Genomic DNA, 16709 nt, shown 5'->3' with positions numbered 1-16709 from the left:
TGACGTCATAAAGTTCATTATAGACGATAGATGGAAAATAATACAGCCTCACATGTACCCCTTTTCTTTGAGACTTATGAACTGATGGTCCCCAATGATCAAATGGTCGAGCAACTCGATACCCATGATCTGCCCAGCATCCCGTAGGCGTTTTGTCACGGCTATGTCTTCTGGAGAAGGTGTTGGATTGCCACTTGGATGATTGTGAACCGCAATAATGGACGCGCAGGATTTCTTTATAGCTTCACGGAACACTTCCCTTGGGTGGACAATGGATGCACTCAGTCCGCCGATAAAGATTGTTTGTTTATGGATGATTTGGTTTTTAACGTTGAGAAATAAAATGATGAAATGTTCCTGCATCAAGTGATGGAGGTCATGTTTGATGTAATCAGCAGCATCTTTTGGAGAGCGCACTGTCACGCGGTCTTGCACGTCTTGTACTGACAAGCGTCTACCAAATTCTACAGCTGCTAATAATTGCACGGCTTTCACGGGGCCAACTCCTTTGATCTGTGTCAATTCTTCAATTGTTGCGTTTTTCAGGTAATGTATTCGTTCAAAGTATTTTAAGATTTCGTTTGAGAGTGACAGCACCGATTGTTCTTTTGTTCCCGTTCGCAATAGGATAGCAAGCAGTTCTTGATTTGAAAGGCTTTGCGCCCCTTGCTGCATCAGTCGCTCACGCGGTCTGTCATCTTGGTTCACATCGCGGATTAATTCGAAAGTTTCTGCCAGTACTTTAGTCATCGTATTCCCCCTTTCGAGCTAGTGTACCGGCTAAATGAATTGGTGAAAAACGATATACAATTTTAAAAATAGAGTTGTGTGAAATGGATCAATCGAGCTCAATCGCAACACAGGCTTCTTTCGTGAGGACCGAATCCAAGGTGAACAGAGGACTTACCGATTTGTCTTTAAATGTGGCGAGCACATTTTGCAACTTTTGCATTTCGTCACTTTGAAGTTTTGCGGCCTCTGCATGCGTCAAAATAAAATTTTGATCGGTGCTATTCTCAAGGTTATCCACAAGAAGCTCGATGTGCGCAGGACAGCCAGTTGTTTTGATTATGATTTTTTTTAGGTACCTGTCCCGCAAACTATTCTGACATTCATGACAATTCATTATTTATGCATTTTAAACCCGCATTCTTGCGTTCATTTACTAATAAATATAAATTGTGTTGGAATTGTGTCGGTGACAGGTACTTTATGGGAACTGATTCCATTAAGATGTGGAGAATGCGAAGTAAAACGTTGAGTTCCGCTGCGGGGCTGCTTTCCGTGGGCGCGGCGTGAGCCTCCTCGTCGCAGGCTCCTGCGGGGTCTCACGTTCCGACTTGAATCCCGCTGGAGTCAGCCCCTCCACTCCACTCAACTTCGTATTTCCCCTCGTATTTATTACTGTGCTTATTTATAGGAATAAAAAAAGAGTGCCAAAATTATTCCTGGCAACTCTCTTTTCTGTGATAAATGATTTATTAAACTTGTTGCAGTTCAAAGCCCGGAAGCCAGGATGTCATTTCCCGGGCCATCAGAGTTTTACTGAGACCCCGCAACGAGACGAAGTCGACGTGAGGAGGCTCAGTGACACTCTCCCAGGAAATGATATTCTGGATGTAGGGATTTGAACTTCAAACTATTAAAACAGATTCACATACCAGTCGATTAGTTGTTGTCCGTAGAGATGGACGATGACTGCAGCAATGGCGATGGATGGGCCGAATGGAATTGGCGTTTTGCGGCCTTTTTTGGCAAGGCGTAAAGAGATGATGCCAAAAATTAAGCCGATGACTGACGCGAGTCCGAGAACGACGAGCGACTGGATAGTCCCAAGCACGATTCCGATGACTAAGAACAGCTTAATGTCGCCACCACCCATTCCACCACGAGATACGATTGCAATTAATAGCAGTAACGTAAAACCGACGGCAGCACCGAGATAACTATCCCACCACGGGTCAAGCGGCTCGAAAATGCGCAAGATGACAAGTGGGATTCCGAAGAACAATAAAAACTTATCTGGAATCAACATATATGCTAGATCCGAAACTGTTAATACGACAAGAAGTGAATAAAACACAAGTGCTACAGCAAGCTCCAGTGACCAGCCGAAATGCCAAAAGGCTAACGCAAATAAAACTCCTGTAATCAACTCCATAAAGGGATAGACGAAACTAATCTTCGAACCGCATCCTCGACATTTCCCGCGGAGGAAAATATACGAAAACACGGGAACTAGGTCTAACACCGTCAACCTGCGTGAACATTTCGGACAATGCGACGGCGGATGGACAATGGATTCCCCGTTCGGTACACGAAGTCCAACCACATTATAAAAACTTCCAAACACTAAACCATAAATAAAAAATAAACCTGTGACAACTGCAGTCAATTGAATGAATTCCTTTCGTGGGGACGATCTTTGTATTTTTCTTTGTACATCTGTTCATCAGCACGCATCAACAACTCGTCTATCGAGTCGCCATTTTCGCGGTAAGCTCCTCCTACACTCAATTCGACAGGGACAAATTGTTCTCCTAGCTGAACAGTAAAGTTTTTGCACTGCGACTTAATAAATCCAATGAACCTATCATGGTCCCATAATATTTAGCATTATACTCTGGCACAATCCAAAGCCCTTGACGCATAAACTCTTCACTATTTGTTAATGTATTACCCCCTAGATGGGTTCGAAAGCAGTGCAATGACGGACAACATAAAAAGAGTGGCTGCAGGCAGAAGATAGACAATAATGTAAACAGTTATTTGTCCGGCTTCCATCGCAACCACCCCTGGCAGGTTATTGAATATAATAGAATGTAGTAATTGTTAATGAGGCACTGATTTGTTCCTCAGCTTCCGTTGCAATCTGCTCTTCTCCAGGAAGACCTGTGTCGAGAGCATCAATACGATACACACGTTCTAAGTTTTCGATTTCTTTCATTATAGCAACGAGTTGCTCTTCTGTCTCGGCAGTGACATCAATCGTCATCGTGATCATGCGCAGTTCTAGAGGTAGATCTGCAACTGAGATTGTCGATACTGGTGTTTCCCCTTCAGCGGCTTCTTCACGTGCTTCTGTTGAAGAATCTCCAGGCTCTGGCGTCTCATCATCCGTTTCCGGAGTCTCTGCTTGCTCTTCCGGTTCTTCGTTCACGACTTCTTCCTCTTCTTCTTCAACGAATCCAGTCACACCCTCTGAATCATAGCCATTGAAACTGACACTCCCGACATTTGTGGCCGTGATCAATTCGATTTCTTCGATTGTTCGAATAATCTTGTCGATTTCCAGTTGGTTTGGTACTTTTTTCATCAGTTCGTACGGGTCATCTTGAAGCGGAAGTGCGCCTTCCCCTTCATCCGTGACCTGCTGTTGCAAGACTGCAATCTCTGCTTGAATCAGTGCGTTGGCACTTCGCTTGGCGTCATTTTCGCCTTGTAGCGGTAAGATATACAGATAATACACACCCGCTAAAATAAGTGCGATGAGCGCCCCTCCAAGTAGGAACGCTGCTCGTTTGTTTTCACGAATTGAATCCATCATGGTTGTGTCACCCCCTGCGCGACATATTCAGGAAGCGGTGTGAGACGAATCGAAGCCGTGTAGCGAGGTGCGACTTCGTTCTCTTCCACGATGCCTTCTTGTTCATTTGTTGTGCTGAGTGGTTCAAATTCTAAAATGCTGTCCACTTGAACATTTGTGAAATAGTTGCTCTTCATTAGGTCCTCAACGAAAAAGGCCACTTCTGATTTTGTCTCGAAATCAACGGCTAATGTAATTGTTTCCGGGCTAAAGCTATAGTTGCGAACGTATGTATTCTCGTCAGCAAGGTTTTGAATTTCTTCGTATAAAGGAGATACCGGGTATGAATTCAGCTCTACAAAAAGTACCGCATCTGCATAGCTGATTTCAGGCACTTCTTCTCCAGTCGATACTTGTTCTTGCAATGCAGTCCGTTCTGCGACAAGAATTTGTTCTTGCGCTTGCAGGTCTGCCGCTTCTTGTTTGATTCCCATTAAATAGACGGCTAGAAATACGATTAGCGCACCGAGGACAACGATAAATAAAATAAGGCCTAAATAACTCTCCGGTTTACGCTTTTCAAAGACGGGAAGTAAATTAATTTCCGGATTCATGGACATCCCCCTTTAACGCGAGACCGATGAGTGACACGTCACTCGATCCGAATCCATTGTAAAACTTGCGCACATCTTCATCTCGTACAGTCGTCACTTGCGGGAACGATAAGTTTTCCCGAAGTAAGCCGTCGATGTAATCAAGTTCTGGTGACTCGCCGAACGAAATGATTTCTTCGACTGCAATGTCCCCTTTATGAATCGAGAAACGGTAGAAGGTCATCATTCGCTCAAGTTCAGTCACTTGTTCTGCGAGTTGATAGCGATACGCTTCAACATCGCCATCTAGACGGAATTTGATGTCGTCCCCTTCAGCATAGGAACGATACACGCCGTTTTCTTTCTCAAAAGGCTGGTAACGTAAAAATTCGACTTCCCCGTCGCGGTAGATTGTGACGACAACGCCTGTCATCAACCATTCCACAAGTAGATACGATTTTTCTGTTTTAAAATAATCGCGCTTTGTAAAATAACGAATAGCAGACAATGCACGAAGATCTGCAATGACAGGATCAAGTCCCGCGTCATCCAAAATATTCGCAAAGCGCATGACTTCTTCAGCGGGAGCAGCAAATAAAGTAGCTTTTTGGTCACCTGGGGTCGGGTCATACACATCCAGTAACGGGTTCTCGAACGGTAGTTGAATCGAACGCCCAAGTTCCATCTGTACATACCCTTTTAAGCCTTCAGTCTGCACGTCTTCTGGATGCTCGATTGCTTTCATCATGACTGCACTGTCCGGAACGAAATAACGCACTTGATCGCGCTTAATTCCCCAAGAAGCGACTTGTTCTTTCATCCAATTAAAATAGCCAATTTCATCTTTTATATGATCATCTTCTACATACCCAGGAGGCACAGCCGCTTCGTACAGCAACCAGTCGTCCCCATCCTCACGTGGCCGAACAAGTGCACGTAACACTGTCTCTTGAAGATCCATCGACACGATTTGTCGACTTCCGCGTTTTCGAAACATCCCATGACCCCTCTCGTCCATCTCTTTCTACTTGTCTTAATGCCAAGCTTATGTCAAGCCGGATTGCTCCGGCTTCAAATAAGGTTGGTATTATCTAGCAATTGTGATATTTTGCGCAGTACCATTTGCTGTATTATTCGGGAAATTAGTGATATTAGTTCCTGTTGCCTGATTAAAGGTCAATGTCACACCACCTGCTGCACCAACTCCAGAAATGAAATTCCCATTAGCATTTTTTGTAATACTTACTGCTCCCGCATCGGTACCAGGTGTACCTGGAGTTAAAGAAGCTGGCCCATCAAGTAAGTCGGCTGCTAATAATTGATCAAGACTAACTACACTTCCATTTGCGGAGCCATTATCTGTAAAATAAATATTTGCTGCTGACAAAGCTGTTTGAGCATCGCCTTTAATTGCTCCTACGCGTGAATTGCTAATTACATTCCCAATAGCTGGGATTGCTATAGCAGCAACAATTGCCAAGATAACAATTACAGCTAATAGCTCAATTAGTGTTAAACCTTTTTGATTTAAGCGTTTCTTCAATAATTTCTTCATGAATGAGTTCTCTCCCATCATTTCGTTTTTTTGGTCTAAGTAAGTCTTTTCGTTCATTTCGTTTTCTCACCTCCTTAAATGGATTGAAGTTTTTACATTTGTTCATAAAGACTAAACATCGGAATCATAATAGCCATAACTATTCCGCCAACTATAAAAGCTAAAAACAAAATCATCAAAGGTTCAATCAATGATTTTAAAGTATCAACAGTCCGGTCCACTTCTTCTTCATAAAACGTTGCAACTTTCTCTAACATATAATCGAGTGATCCAGTTTGCTCTCCAATTAAGGTCATTTGTGTAACGAGTGGCGGGAAAATCCAACTTTCTTGTAGAGGCGCTGTTAGCGTACTTCCTTTTTCAAGACTTCTTTTTGCTTCATTTAACACTTTTCCGATGACTGGATTTCCAGAAACCTTCTCTACAATTGTTAAAGCTTGTAGAATTGGGACCGAGGAGCTGAATAAAGATGATAAAGTTCTTGTCACACGTGCAATCGAAGACTTTTGTACAAGTTGACCGAATACCGGCATGCGCATAATGGCGTAATACACACCAAAATTGAATTTAGTGTTGTTTTTAAATAAATACATGAAAATTGTTACTACCAAAACAATTGCGATAATGATGATATACCAACTCGTTTGCAAAAACTCACTCATTGCCATGACGATTTTCGTAATGGTTGGCAACTCTGCCCCCATATCATCAAACATATCAACGAATTGAGGTACTACTGTTAACATTAAAAAACCAGCAACACCAAAAGTTAGGATAAGTAAAATTACCGGATACGTCATCGTTGACTGCACTTTTTTCTTAATTGCAAACTGCTTCTCGAGAGACATCGCCAAGCGATCAAGTGAATTATCAAGGTTCCCTGTTGCTTCCCCAGCACGGATCATGTTCACAAATACCCCTGGGAACACATTCGGGTATTTGGCTGCTGCGTCCGAGAAAGTAAGTCCTGTACGGACGTCTTCTTCCACACTATTTAGTGCTTTTTTCAGAGGCTTTGATTTTGTTTGATCAGCTAAGATTCGAGTTGATTCAACTATTGAAACACCTGCGCGGATGAGTGTCGCGAACTGGCGTACATAGATTACGAAGTCTTGATTTTTAACCCTTGCACCAAATGATAATTCTTTATGCAAAATCGATTTTGATTCTTCCACTTCACGCGGGTTAATTTTCATCTCGCGCAGTTTTTGAATCGCTTGAGCCTTGGAGACTGCATCAATTGTGCCTTTTTTAATTGCTCCTTCTATGGAGCGGCCGTTATAACGAAATACAACCATTAATAATCACCTGCCGGTAGGTATGGCTTTGCGTCTTCGTACTTGATTGAGCCTTTTGTAATCAGTTCTTGGATATTGGCTTCAAGTGTATGCATGCCTAGTGCGCGACTCGTTTGCATAACGTTTTGAATCTGGTGCACTTTTTCGTTTCGAATCAAGTTCGAGACAGCGGGTGTGGAAATCAATATTTCTGTTGCCGCTACCCGCCCATTTCCGGTTGCGTTCACGAATAATCGTTGGGAGACAATTCCTTGCAATACGTTCCCAAGTTGGATACGAATTTGCCCTTGCTGGAACGGTGGAAACACGTCAATGATTCGGTCTATAGTTGTTGGGGCAGAACTTGTGTGTAATGTTCCCATTACTAAGTGGCCGGTTTCAGCTGCTGTGATGGCAGTTGAAATGGTTTCCAAGTCTCGCATCTCACCAACTAGGATGACGTCTGGATCTTGACGAAGTGCTGCCCGCAATGCGTTGGCGAATGTCATGGAGTCTGCACCGATTTCACGCTGGTTGACAATCGACTGATTGTGCGGATGCACGTACTCAATCGGATCTTCCAAAGTCAAAATGTGTCGCGACATCGTCCTGTTGATATGATCAATCATCGCTGCAAGTGTCGTCGATTTTCCAGAACCCGTTGGACCCGTAACTAAAATCAACCCTTGCGGACGTTCTGCTAAGTCATATAATACCCTTGGCATGTTGAGCTGTTGTAAAGTTGGAATAGAGTTTGAGATTTGACGGGCAGCTAGTGCCATTCGCTTTTGCTGGTGATAGGCATTGATCCGGAAACGACATTTTTCGCCGAGTGCAAACCCGAAATCCGTTTCGCCTTTTTCTGCAAACTCTTCTTGCTTATCGGCTGGCAACAATTCATTGACCATCTGCTTCGTCATTTCTTCTGTAAGAATTACGTCTCCACCAGGAATCAACTTCCCGTTCTTCCGGAACATTGGGGGAACACCCACTGTGATATGCAAATCCGAAATCTTTTCTTCATAGCTGCGATCGAGTAAATCGAGTATTGAGTAACTCAGTGGGGTCACCTCCTTTAATCGAGTGTGGCAACGCGGAATACTTCTTCTGTCGTTGTTACGCCTTGGGCTACTTTTTCCATCCCGTCTTGCAGTAGGGATTTCATTTTCGCTTGTTTCATATAGCGCATAATGTCTCGTTGGCTTCTGCCATCAATAATCATTGTGCGCACTTCATCATCGACTTCTAATACTTCATGAACTGCGAGTCGTCCACGGTAACCCGTGTTGTTACAAGCTGGACATCCAACACCACGTGAAATTTCGTGAATTTCAACCCCATTTTCTTGGAACAATTCTTTTTCACGACTCGTCGCAGGCTCTTTCACTGCGCAATCTCGGCATACACGACGTACAAGACGCTGCGAGATGACTCCAACTAGGGAAGAGGCGATCAAGAATTGCTCAATTCCCATATCGCGAAGACGCGAGACCGATTCAACTGCTGAGTTCGTGTGTAGTGTACTTAAAACTAAGTGACCCGTAAGTGATGCTCGAACCGCGATTTGTGCGGTCTCTAAATCACGAATCTCCCCAATCATGACGATGTCTGGATCTTGACGAAGTATCGAGCGAAGACCCGCTGCGAACGTCAAGCCTACTTCTTCTTTTACTTGAATCTGGTTGATTCCTTCTAATTGATACTCGACTGGATCTTCAACTGTGATAATGTTTACTTCATCTTCATTTAAGCGGTTCAAACCCGCATACAGAGTAGAAGATTTACCAGAACCTGTAGGACCAGTGATTAGCACAATTCCATTTGGACGTTTCAACATTTTTTTGAACGACGTTAAGTTCGTGTCGCTGAAGCCAAGTTTGGAAATATCGTTGATAGCATTCGTTAAATCGAGTACCCGCATTACGACTTTTTCGCCATAAATCGTTGGAAGTGTTGATACACGAATATCGACTGGCTTCATATTAATGTTTTGTTTGATACGACCATCTTGCGGGATCCGGTGCTCGGTAATGTTTAAGTTCGCTAAGATTTTGATACGCGCCAAGATGACGTTTTGAATGTATTTTGGTAACGCTCGCTCTAGGTGTAGTACACCGTCAATCCGGTACCGGACGCGAAAGTCTGTTTCTTGTGGATCAAAGTGAATATCCGATGCACGTTGCGTGACGGCGTTACTGATAAGCTGATTCACTAAGTTGACGATTGGCGAGTCGAGATCCGTGATCTGGTTCTCGTCTTCTAAGCTCGTTGGAATGATGTCTTGAAGCGACATATCCATCGTTTCTTTCAAGTCATAGAACTTTGTCAGCATGCGCAGTAAATCGTACTTCGCTGCAATAGCTGGTTCGACTTGAAGACCCGTCGCCATACGCACTTCTTCTACTGCGAAATAATCCATTGGATCGGCCATCGCAAGTAAGAGTTTATTACGTTCTCGTTTAATTGGCAGAACTAGCAGTCGCTTTGCAATATCTTTTGGAACAAGTGACGTTAATTCCGGGTCGATCGGGTATTGTGTCAAGTTAATATTCGGAATGCCAAGTTGACGCTCGAGCATCTCATTTAATTGCTGTTCGGTGATGAGGTTTTCACGAATGAAATAGTCCCCAAGTTTTTCAGAAGGTGCTTTGTTTTCAAGTCCATATTCGAGTTGTTGCTGGGTAATCATGCCCGCATCTACCAGCATATCCCCAATCCGTTTTTTCGTCCCAGGTTTCATCGTGAATCCCTCCCTCCGTTAATCAACTTTATTTCCGCCTTTGTCATAATCCGGTGTGCCATCATTATCAGAATCTGCAGGGTCATTGGTTGAACCATTGCCAGAGCCTGTTCCATTTCCTGATCCTGTACCTGATCCTGATCCTGATCCTGATCCGGAACCACTGCCGGTGCCGGTGCCTGAACCAGTTCCTGTACCGCTTCCTGTTCCAGTACCCGAGCCAGTTCCAGTTCCACCAGTCGTTCCTGTTCCAGTACCTGAGCCATCAGCAGGATCCCCCGTTGTTGGGACAGCTGGTTCTGGAGCTGGTGGTGCTTCTTTCGCACTAACTTCAACAACTGTATGTACAGGTGGATAGTAGTCACGAGCGATAATTTCTTGTGTTTCAAATGATCCTGTTTTTGATGAAACGGTGCGGTATGTTACGACTCTCCAACCGCTTCTTCCCGCTTCGATTTGACGAGACTGTCCGTAATTTAAATCTGCAACCAGACGTTCTACACGTTTAGGTTCTATTTCTTCACGAGATCCTACTTCAAAACTAGCAGTAGAATCTGGATTTAGAGTTAGGAATTCCAGTAAGTATGTACCACCCGAGTTTGTTGCTTGGATAGTTACTGGTGTATCAAACGTATTTTTGAATTTAAAATCACGGTTCAACTTCGCGTTGATCATCGCTTCTAATCCTAAAGTCGAATAGTCTGGTACGACCCCTTGTGAGTGACGCTCAACTAAATCAAATTCCGTTTGAAGGACAGTTATATAAAACATCGACGCCACAAAGTTCGCCGTTGCTTCTGAAATCGGTGCAGCACCTTGCACTAAAGTTTCATTTAATGAAACGACTTCTTGAGGTTGAATCACTTTATTATGTATCAATTCATTTACTGCATTTAGTTCTGCAGCTGGCAGTCCCGTTTGAACTGTTACAAAGCCAACGCGTTCCAAATCCGCTATAGAAATGTCACTCGCAATTAGTTGAATCGATTCATCGCTCAATACACTTGCTTTTATGCGAAGGTCTTCTGTTGTTTTGATTCTGTCAAACGCTGGATCTGCATCGATTGCAGAAGTAAGTCGCTCGCTGATTGTCACCACAAGTGGTTGATGGACTTCTTGATCGCTTTTCCAAAATGCATACCATGGTACATTTGCTTTACTAACAAATTGGTCAACCGAATGCGCGATATCAAAAACAAAATCATCTGCTGTCACTTCTAATGAAGGATTCGTTGCATTCAACTGCTCGACCGCTGATGCTTTCCATACATCAATCTCTGTTGCAATCCAAGCCGTCACTTCTTCCTCATCTGTTGAAGGAGCTACTTTCCCACCTAATGTATGTGCATGTTCATTCGCTAATACAAAAGGAGAAAAAAGTAAAGCGAGTAGGCCAATACTAATTAAACCTGCAATTACTTTCCTCAAATTGATTCACTCCCCCGCTAGATTTACCTACTACTCTCTATAGGCCTTACATCACAGAATTATCTCATTAATCTCATTGTAACGTAATAGTTGTAACTTTGAATACAACTTTTTACCTTATTTATGAAATCTTTACGACAGATATTTCCTTTGTTTCATTCTTTTGAATCCTCTGTTATGATGAAAGTATAAAGGGTACCATAGGGGGGTGCAAGAGGTGTTTAGAAATTTTCTGAATTCTAAAGGATTTACATTAGTGGAGGTTTTAGCATCTGTTGTACTTTTAGCTGTTGTGTTATCCATCGCGTTAAGTGTTTTTCCGAATATGTTTAGGACGAATGAAGTGAATGAGGAGAGTCTCGACTCGGTAGCAGTTGCGAAAGATGCGCTTGTTCGTGCTAAAGGAGGCGCATTGATAGCTGCTGATTTCAAGGAAATATCTGTTCGTCCAACAGTGAAGACTTTCTTTTCAGCTGCTGACGCCCCTTCAGATAATTTCTATACATTTTCAGAAACAGATCCATTAGGTGGAACATTGACCATTCACTATGTTATCGACCCAATGAACGTTGATGGACTTGGTCTTTTTGAAATTACTATTTATATAGTTGAAGGAAATGCAATTCGAGCTACTAATTATGGTTACTTAGATGCAGCTGCAAAACCTACTGCTGTAATTGAGGTGCCTGCGCCATGAAAAATCAAAAGGGTATTACTTTAGTGGAGTTACTTGCGGTTATTGTAATTATAGGATTTCTTACAATTCTGATTTGGAGAATTTTTTTCCAGACGATTGATTCCAATAGTTATGCCGTTACTACACAGTCCTTACAACAGGAAGCGAATGTGATTTTGTCGACATTACAATCTACTCATACAAGAAGCACAATTATAGATCTAAAAATTGAGGCTGGCCAATTAGTGATTAACTCTAAAGATGATGGTGAAATTAGAATTCCAAAACGCCCTGGAGTCACTTATCAACTTTATAATGTCTCGCCCACTATTGAAAATAATATAATCAATCAAGAAGAAGCTACTTTGAGTATTGCAAGTTATTCAAATGGGGGAAGAATTCTTTTGCCTGTGCATTTGAGCTTAACTGCTGAATTCAAGGATGGAAAATCAACTTATTATGTATTAAATACAACATTATCAAAATTAACTACTGACTAGCTAAGCGACTTCGCTTAGCTTTTTTAGGTCTTTGGACTAAATTTCTCATTATGTAAAATCGTTATTTTTACATTCCAGAATATCATACCTATAGACCTATCTCTTTTGATATACTAATAGTAATTATATTCCATGAGTGGAGTGAGAAATCATGAATTTCTTAACAAATCAAAAGGGCTACACATTATTACTAACATTAGTTTTAGTAGTGTTGTTGTTTCTTGTAACTGCTTCGTTTGCTGTTGCATCTATAAATCAATCTAAGCAAATTAAAAATACTAGTACAACTAGCATCTCCTACTCTGTAGCCGAGATGGGTGCAGAGTATATCGAGGCAAAAACCTCAGAAATTATTATTCGTCACCAACAAACACTTAAGCGTGATGTGGAAAGCATAGACAAGAATTTAACCAGAATTCAATTCGATAACAAAGTGGAAGAATCGATTGCTAAACATGAGCTTGCAACAGCAATAGAGATTATAGAATTGTTAAGAACTTTAGATAAGGATGTAGATAGTAACTCTTACCACACATCCACTTCAGTTGACTCGACTTATTCATTACAAAATGAGGTTGCAAATTTCATCTCATCGAATAAAAAAGTCGTAACTGTATATGGAACCTCTTTAATTGGAGATTCAAGTAAAGAAAACTCAATTGATCTGACAATTAACTTACCCGATAATCTAGGAATTAGCTTTTCAATTACCACTACTACAGCAGGAACTCCTGTGGTCAGTATTACATTTAATGAATTCATGTGTGGCACAAATTTTGCTTGTTCAAATAGTGAATTAAAATTTGCAAATAATACAGCTCCTCATACTAGAGATATTTTAAGTACAAAAGCTATTAGTTTTGAAAAACTTGATGAAAGAAACAACAAAAAAAAGGGGGATCTTGATGGTACTAATTTAGCCAAAAACACTATTACTGTTCTATCTGAAAAATCCATTACTTTTAATCACAATCAAAGTTATGTTTATAATGCCAATGTAGTAACAAATATATTAAATTTCACTTCAAACTCTAGCGCAGTTAAAACATCTTTTACTAACTCGAAGATTTTAGTTAAAGATATTTTTATTCAAAAACCTAAAAACAAAGTTATAGCATTAAATAACTCTACGATGTGTGTATTTAATTCATTTTGGGATCCAACTGATAATTATATATTAGAAAATAATAGTAAACTATTAATATTTAATCCGGCAAAGTATAAATCAAATCAATCATACTCAGGTCCTGTTTACTTAGATGAAGCTCGTTTTGAGACAGCCTGCTCTGTAAGTATAACTTCTGAATATGCAAGTTCTTCTCAATCCATCACAATTACTCCCTTAGAATGGGCATCACTAACAAAAATCAAATACAACTAAAAAAACAGCCGAGAGGCTGTTTTTTTTAGTTACTATATTCCGCTACACGATTCCGCCCCGCCTGCTTAGCTCCAATGTAGAGCGCGCGATCGGCGTTTCGTAGCATTGTGATTGTTTCATCGGTATCTTCTGGTGCATTTGAAACACCAATCGAGACCGTCAAATAAATGATTTCATCTTGTCGATTTTTGGAGAGGTCCGAATCTATTAAAAAAGAATTGGTTTGAACTTCTTTTCGAATCTTCTCGCCTAGTTCAGCGGCATCTTGTTTCGTCATGTGCGGTAATAGAATGACAAACTCTTCTCCACCATAGCGTGCAATCGTTCCATCCTCTGGAACATGATTTTTTAATAAACGCGCAAAATCTTTTAATACACTATTTCCGGCATGATGGCCATATTGATCGTTAATTTGTTTAAAGTGGTCAATATCTAACATAAGTGCAGATAAATAAAGATGTGGATTCGTATCTAAGCGGTTTTGCTCAATTTCTAGCTTTTTATCTAAATAGCGATAATTATAAAGTCCGGTCAAAGCGCATGTCTCACTTTTCTCAACAGCTGCATGGACGTATTTTGCTTTTTCTAAAGAAACTGCAAAGTACGTCGATAATAAGTGAACAATGTCCATCTGGTATTTTTCAAACGCATATTTCTTTCGCGCAGATAAAATGACCATTCCTTCTGTCTTTTTGTTGCGATGGATAGGAACAATTAACAAGCTGTTCATATCTTTCTCAAGAAAATCAGGCGCATCTTCTCTCCATTCAGAAGCTTTCCCAAAGCAATGTTTTTCTGAACGACTAAAATAAGAATGAATGAATGAGTTCTGTATCGATTCTGACTCTACTTCAATTGTAACTTCTTCTTTGTCCACAACAGCTCGGAGTACAACATAGCGGCCTTTTAAATTATCAACAATGTAGATGGCATCGAGCGGGAACAGTTCTGCCACTCGCTTCATAAACATATCGACAATTTGATTGGCACTTAAGCGATCTGCCATTTCATGACCAAATGCGCTGGCTTTCGAAAGAGCAAGGTTAGCACGCTCTACGGTGTTGTACATTCGCACGACATAGGTAACAAGTAAAAATGGAATACCTAGTAATAGAAAGGCAATCCAGCCGATCTCATTTTGTAGCACGTATAGTGATATCGCAAAAGGCAATGTAACCAAGCTTCCCGTGTAGTCCCAAAGAGCATCGCGAGAGAAGAATTTATCTTTACTTCCTAAAATCCTGTCTCTTGTATATAAAATGATATGATTGCTAGTTAAACTTACGAACATAAACACACTAGCTCCGATTATAATCATTCCAATGTCTGTTGTACCGAGCTGGTAGCCAACTGCATGAGCGGCCAAAGCCGATACTAAAGAGACCAGAACAAACATCCAAGAACTAAATAAAATCCGATACGGCAAATCTGTTAAAAAACGAACGCGGAATAACATCGGTAAGATTGAAAATTGTACGAGAATCATTTCAACACCTGCCCCGTACTGCAGAAAAGCTGCAACTGTCACCCATTGGGATAGGAATATTGTTGTTGCCCCGATATGGAATGGAATAGCAGTTGTTGCAAGTGCCAATATGAACATAAACGAAAAAATCAGCCAGTCGATTGGTTGACTAGGAAATGCGAGAAAAAGGAGTGCCATGAGTGGAAGTGCGGTAAAACAATAAAGTAAAACGATGGTACGTTTCGTACGCTTGCTGAATTCCATTGTCTACCGCCCTCCATTTTTAGAGTTGTCTGACAAATAAAATTATAGCACTCCATAAGAAAAATCCATCGGGCATTATTGGCTGTTTTTGAAGCGCCATTCAGTTAAAAAGTACAGTGAACCTGTGAGAAAAGTACTTGTTTTTCCATCGTTTGTTAAATTTATTACTATATCTTCGACTTTCTTCAAATCACAACTTTCTATCCGACATAATTCGACTAGTCTATTTGCATCAAGTGCACGTTCATGTGAAAATTCGACAAATGTGATTTTATCCGCAACTTCTTCCAGTGCCTTTAAAACTTCCTTATACTCTTTATCGGTTAATATTCCCATTATTAAATGGATAGATTGACCTTTGAATGATTTTTTTATTGTCTCAGCGAGTTTGACTGCACTTTCTAAGTTATGAGCTCCATCCAAGTACACATTTTCTGCAATCTTCTCCATTCGAAATGGTATATAGGCGGTTTTCAAAGCTTGCTCGATCGCATCGTAATTAGAGTCAACTAGTGATTGGAAAGCTGCAACTGCCAGTGAAGCATTCATTCGCTGGTGTTCGCCGAGCAATGCAATTTCGATTTCTTCGCTAAGGGGTGCAATCATGTTCAGTAATGCATTCTTCGCTTCCACTTCCTTTTCGATTGGCGCGAGATAAATCGACTCTGGCACAAAGACATTCGCCTTCTGTTTGATAATGCCCGCTTTGTGCGAGCCAATATCATCAAGTGTTGTACCTAAGAAATTGGTGTGGTCAATCGAGAGACTTGTAATAACTGCTGTACTGTTTGGCACGACATTTGTACTATCATAGCGCCCGCCCATTCCGGTTTCAACTAGCCACATCTCCACTTCTTTTTGTTGGAAGAACAAAAATGCGCAGACCGTGAGAAGTTCAAAGTCCGTTAGTGTCTTTGCTTCTTCTACCTTTGATACTTTCTCGACAATCGAATTCATTTCTTGCTCGCTAATTGGAGTACCATTTACTACAATTTGGTCATGTACATCAACTATCGCAGGTGACTGAAAAGCTCCATATGTAAGATTATGTGTTTCACAAAGTGCTTTTAAAAATGCAATTGTGGAGCCCTTCCCATTTGTACCTGCAAGGTGAATGATTTTGTCATGACGTTCAGGGTGACCGAGTGCAGCCAAAACTCGCTCAATTCGCTCGAGGCCAGGTTCGATCACAGAACGGCTCTCAATACCGAATCGATTTTTGTATGTATCGAATCCAGTGATTTTCATCGTCTCATCTCCTTTTTCGAATTGAAAAAGCTCGCATTCCTAAGAATCCGAGCCTT

Annotated in this window: 15 protein-coding genes; 3 read left to right on the top strand and 12 right to left on the bottom strand. The window is 41.3% G+C overall.

Annotated elements, in window-relative coordinates; genetic code table 11:
- Positions 1-48 precede the first annotated feature (48 nt).
- The 10 genes from radC to AB5N96_RS02095 form a co-directional block, all read right to left on the bottom strand.
- Positions 49-750 (bottom strand): RadC family protein, encoded by a 702-nt coding sequence (gene radC, locus AB5N96_RS02140; RefSeq protein WP_204590277.1) that lies wholly within the window; start codon positions 748-750, stop codon positions 49-51.
- Positions 751-1642: 892 nt separating this feature from the next.
- On the bottom strand, positions 1643-2395 hold the full coding sequence (locus tag AB5N96_RS02135) for a prepilin peptidase (RefSeq protein ID WP_499704531.1): 753 nt from the start codon (positions 2393-2395) through the stop codon (positions 1643-1645).
- Between the two features lie 408 nt (positions 2396-2803).
- On the bottom strand, positions 2804-3547 hold the full coding sequence (locus AB5N96_RS02130; protein WP_499704530.1) for a hypothetical protein: 744 nt from the start codon (positions 3545-3547) through the stop codon (positions 2804-2806).
- Positions 3544-4140: a PilN domain-containing protein gene (locus AB5N96_RS02125; RefSeq protein WP_499704529.1), complete on the bottom strand. Its 597-nt coding sequence runs from the start codon at positions 4138-4140 to the stop codon at positions 3544-3546. The genes AB5N96_RS02130 and AB5N96_RS02125 overlap by 4 nt, the downstream gene beginning before the upstream one ends.
- Positions 4124-5116, bottom strand: a complete 993-nt coding sequence (pilM, locus tag AB5N96_RS02120; protein WP_499704528.1) for a type IV pilus biogenesis protein PilM — start codon at positions 5114-5116, stop codon at positions 4124-4126. The genes AB5N96_RS02125 and pilM overlap by 17 nt, the downstream gene beginning before the upstream one ends.
- A gap of 90 nt (positions 5117-5206) precedes the next feature.
- Entirely contained in the window at positions 5207-5731 is a 525-nt protein-coding gene (locus tag AB5N96_RS02115) for a prepilin-type N-terminal cleavage/methylation domain-containing protein (RefSeq protein ID WP_499704527.1), read from the bottom strand.
- Between the two features lie 35 nt (positions 5732-5766).
- Positions 5767-6972: a type II secretion system F family protein gene (locus tag AB5N96_RS02110; RefSeq protein WP_499704526.1), complete on the bottom strand. Its 1206-nt coding sequence runs from the start codon at positions 6970-6972 to the stop codon at positions 5767-5769.
- Positions 6972-8012: a type IV pilus twitching motility protein PilT gene (locus tag AB5N96_RS02105; protein WP_499704616.1), complete on the bottom strand. Its 1041-nt coding sequence runs from the start codon at positions 8010-8012 to the stop codon at positions 6972-6974. The genes AB5N96_RS02110 and AB5N96_RS02105 overlap by 1 nt, the downstream gene beginning before the upstream one ends.
- A gap of 14 nt (positions 8013-8026) precedes the next feature.
- Positions 8027-9691, bottom strand: coding sequence for a GspE/PulE family protein (locus AB5N96_RS02100; protein WP_499704525.1), 1665 nt, complete (start codon positions 9689-9691; stop codon positions 8027-8029).
- An 18-nt stretch (positions 9692-9709) separates the two neighbouring features.
- The gene (locus AB5N96_RS02095) at positions 9710-11119 is read right to left on the bottom strand and encodes a VanW family protein (RefSeq protein ID WP_499704524.1); all 1410 of its coding nucleotides are present in this window, start codon (positions 11117-11119) and stop codon (positions 9710-9712) included.
- 217 nt (positions 11120-11336) lie between these two features.
- Here AB5N96_RS02095 and AB5N96_RS02090 point away from each other — a divergent pair, with 217 nt between their 5' ends.
- From AB5N96_RS02090 to AB5N96_RS02080, 3 genes are all read left to right on the top strand, one after another.
- On the top strand, positions 11337-11816 hold the full coding sequence (locus AB5N96_RS02090) for a PulJ/GspJ family protein (RefSeq protein ID WP_499704523.1): 480 nt from the start codon (positions 11337-11339) through the stop codon (positions 11814-11816).
- The gene (locus AB5N96_RS02085) at positions 11813-12295 is read left to right on the top strand and encodes a type II secretion system protein (protein ID WP_204590287.1); all 483 of its coding nucleotides are present in this window, start codon (positions 11813-11815) and stop codon (positions 12293-12295) included. Before AB5N96_RS02090 ends, AB5N96_RS02085 begins: the two co-directional genes overlap by 4 nt.
- A 151-nt stretch (positions 12296-12446) precedes the next feature.
- Complete coding sequence (locus AB5N96_RS02080) at positions 12447-13676, top strand: hypothetical protein (protein WP_499704522.1); 1230 nt, start codon at positions 12447-12449, stop codon at positions 13674-13676.
- A 25-nt stretch (positions 13677-13701) separates the two neighbouring features.
- On the opposite strand, the gene AB5N96_RS02075 is transcribed toward AB5N96_RS02080, so the two are convergent.
- Together AB5N96_RS02075 and AB5N96_RS02070 are read right to left on the bottom strand one after the other, a co-directional pair.
- Positions 13702-15405, bottom strand: coding sequence for a sensor domain-containing diguanylate cyclase (locus AB5N96_RS02075; protein WP_499704521.1), 1704 nt, complete (start codon positions 15403-15405; stop codon positions 13702-13704).
- A 75-nt stretch (positions 15406-15480) separates the two neighbouring features.
- On the bottom strand, positions 15481-16653 hold the full coding sequence (locus AB5N96_RS02070; protein ID WP_499704520.1) for a bifunctional folylpolyglutamate synthase/dihydrofolate synthase: 1173 nt from the start codon (positions 16651-16653) through the stop codon (positions 15481-15483).
- Positions 16654-16709 lie beyond the last annotated feature (56 nt).

Origin of the sequence: Chryseomicrobium imtechense (assembly GCF_041475995.1) — a bacterium.
In the GTDB taxonomy this organism is placed as follows: domain Bacteria; phylum Bacillota; class Bacilli; order Bacillales_A; family Planococcaceae; genus Chryseomicrobium; species Chryseomicrobium aureum.
The sequence above is the reverse complement of the archived record's forward strand: the minus strand, read 5'-3'. Positions and strand labels throughout refer to the sequence as shown.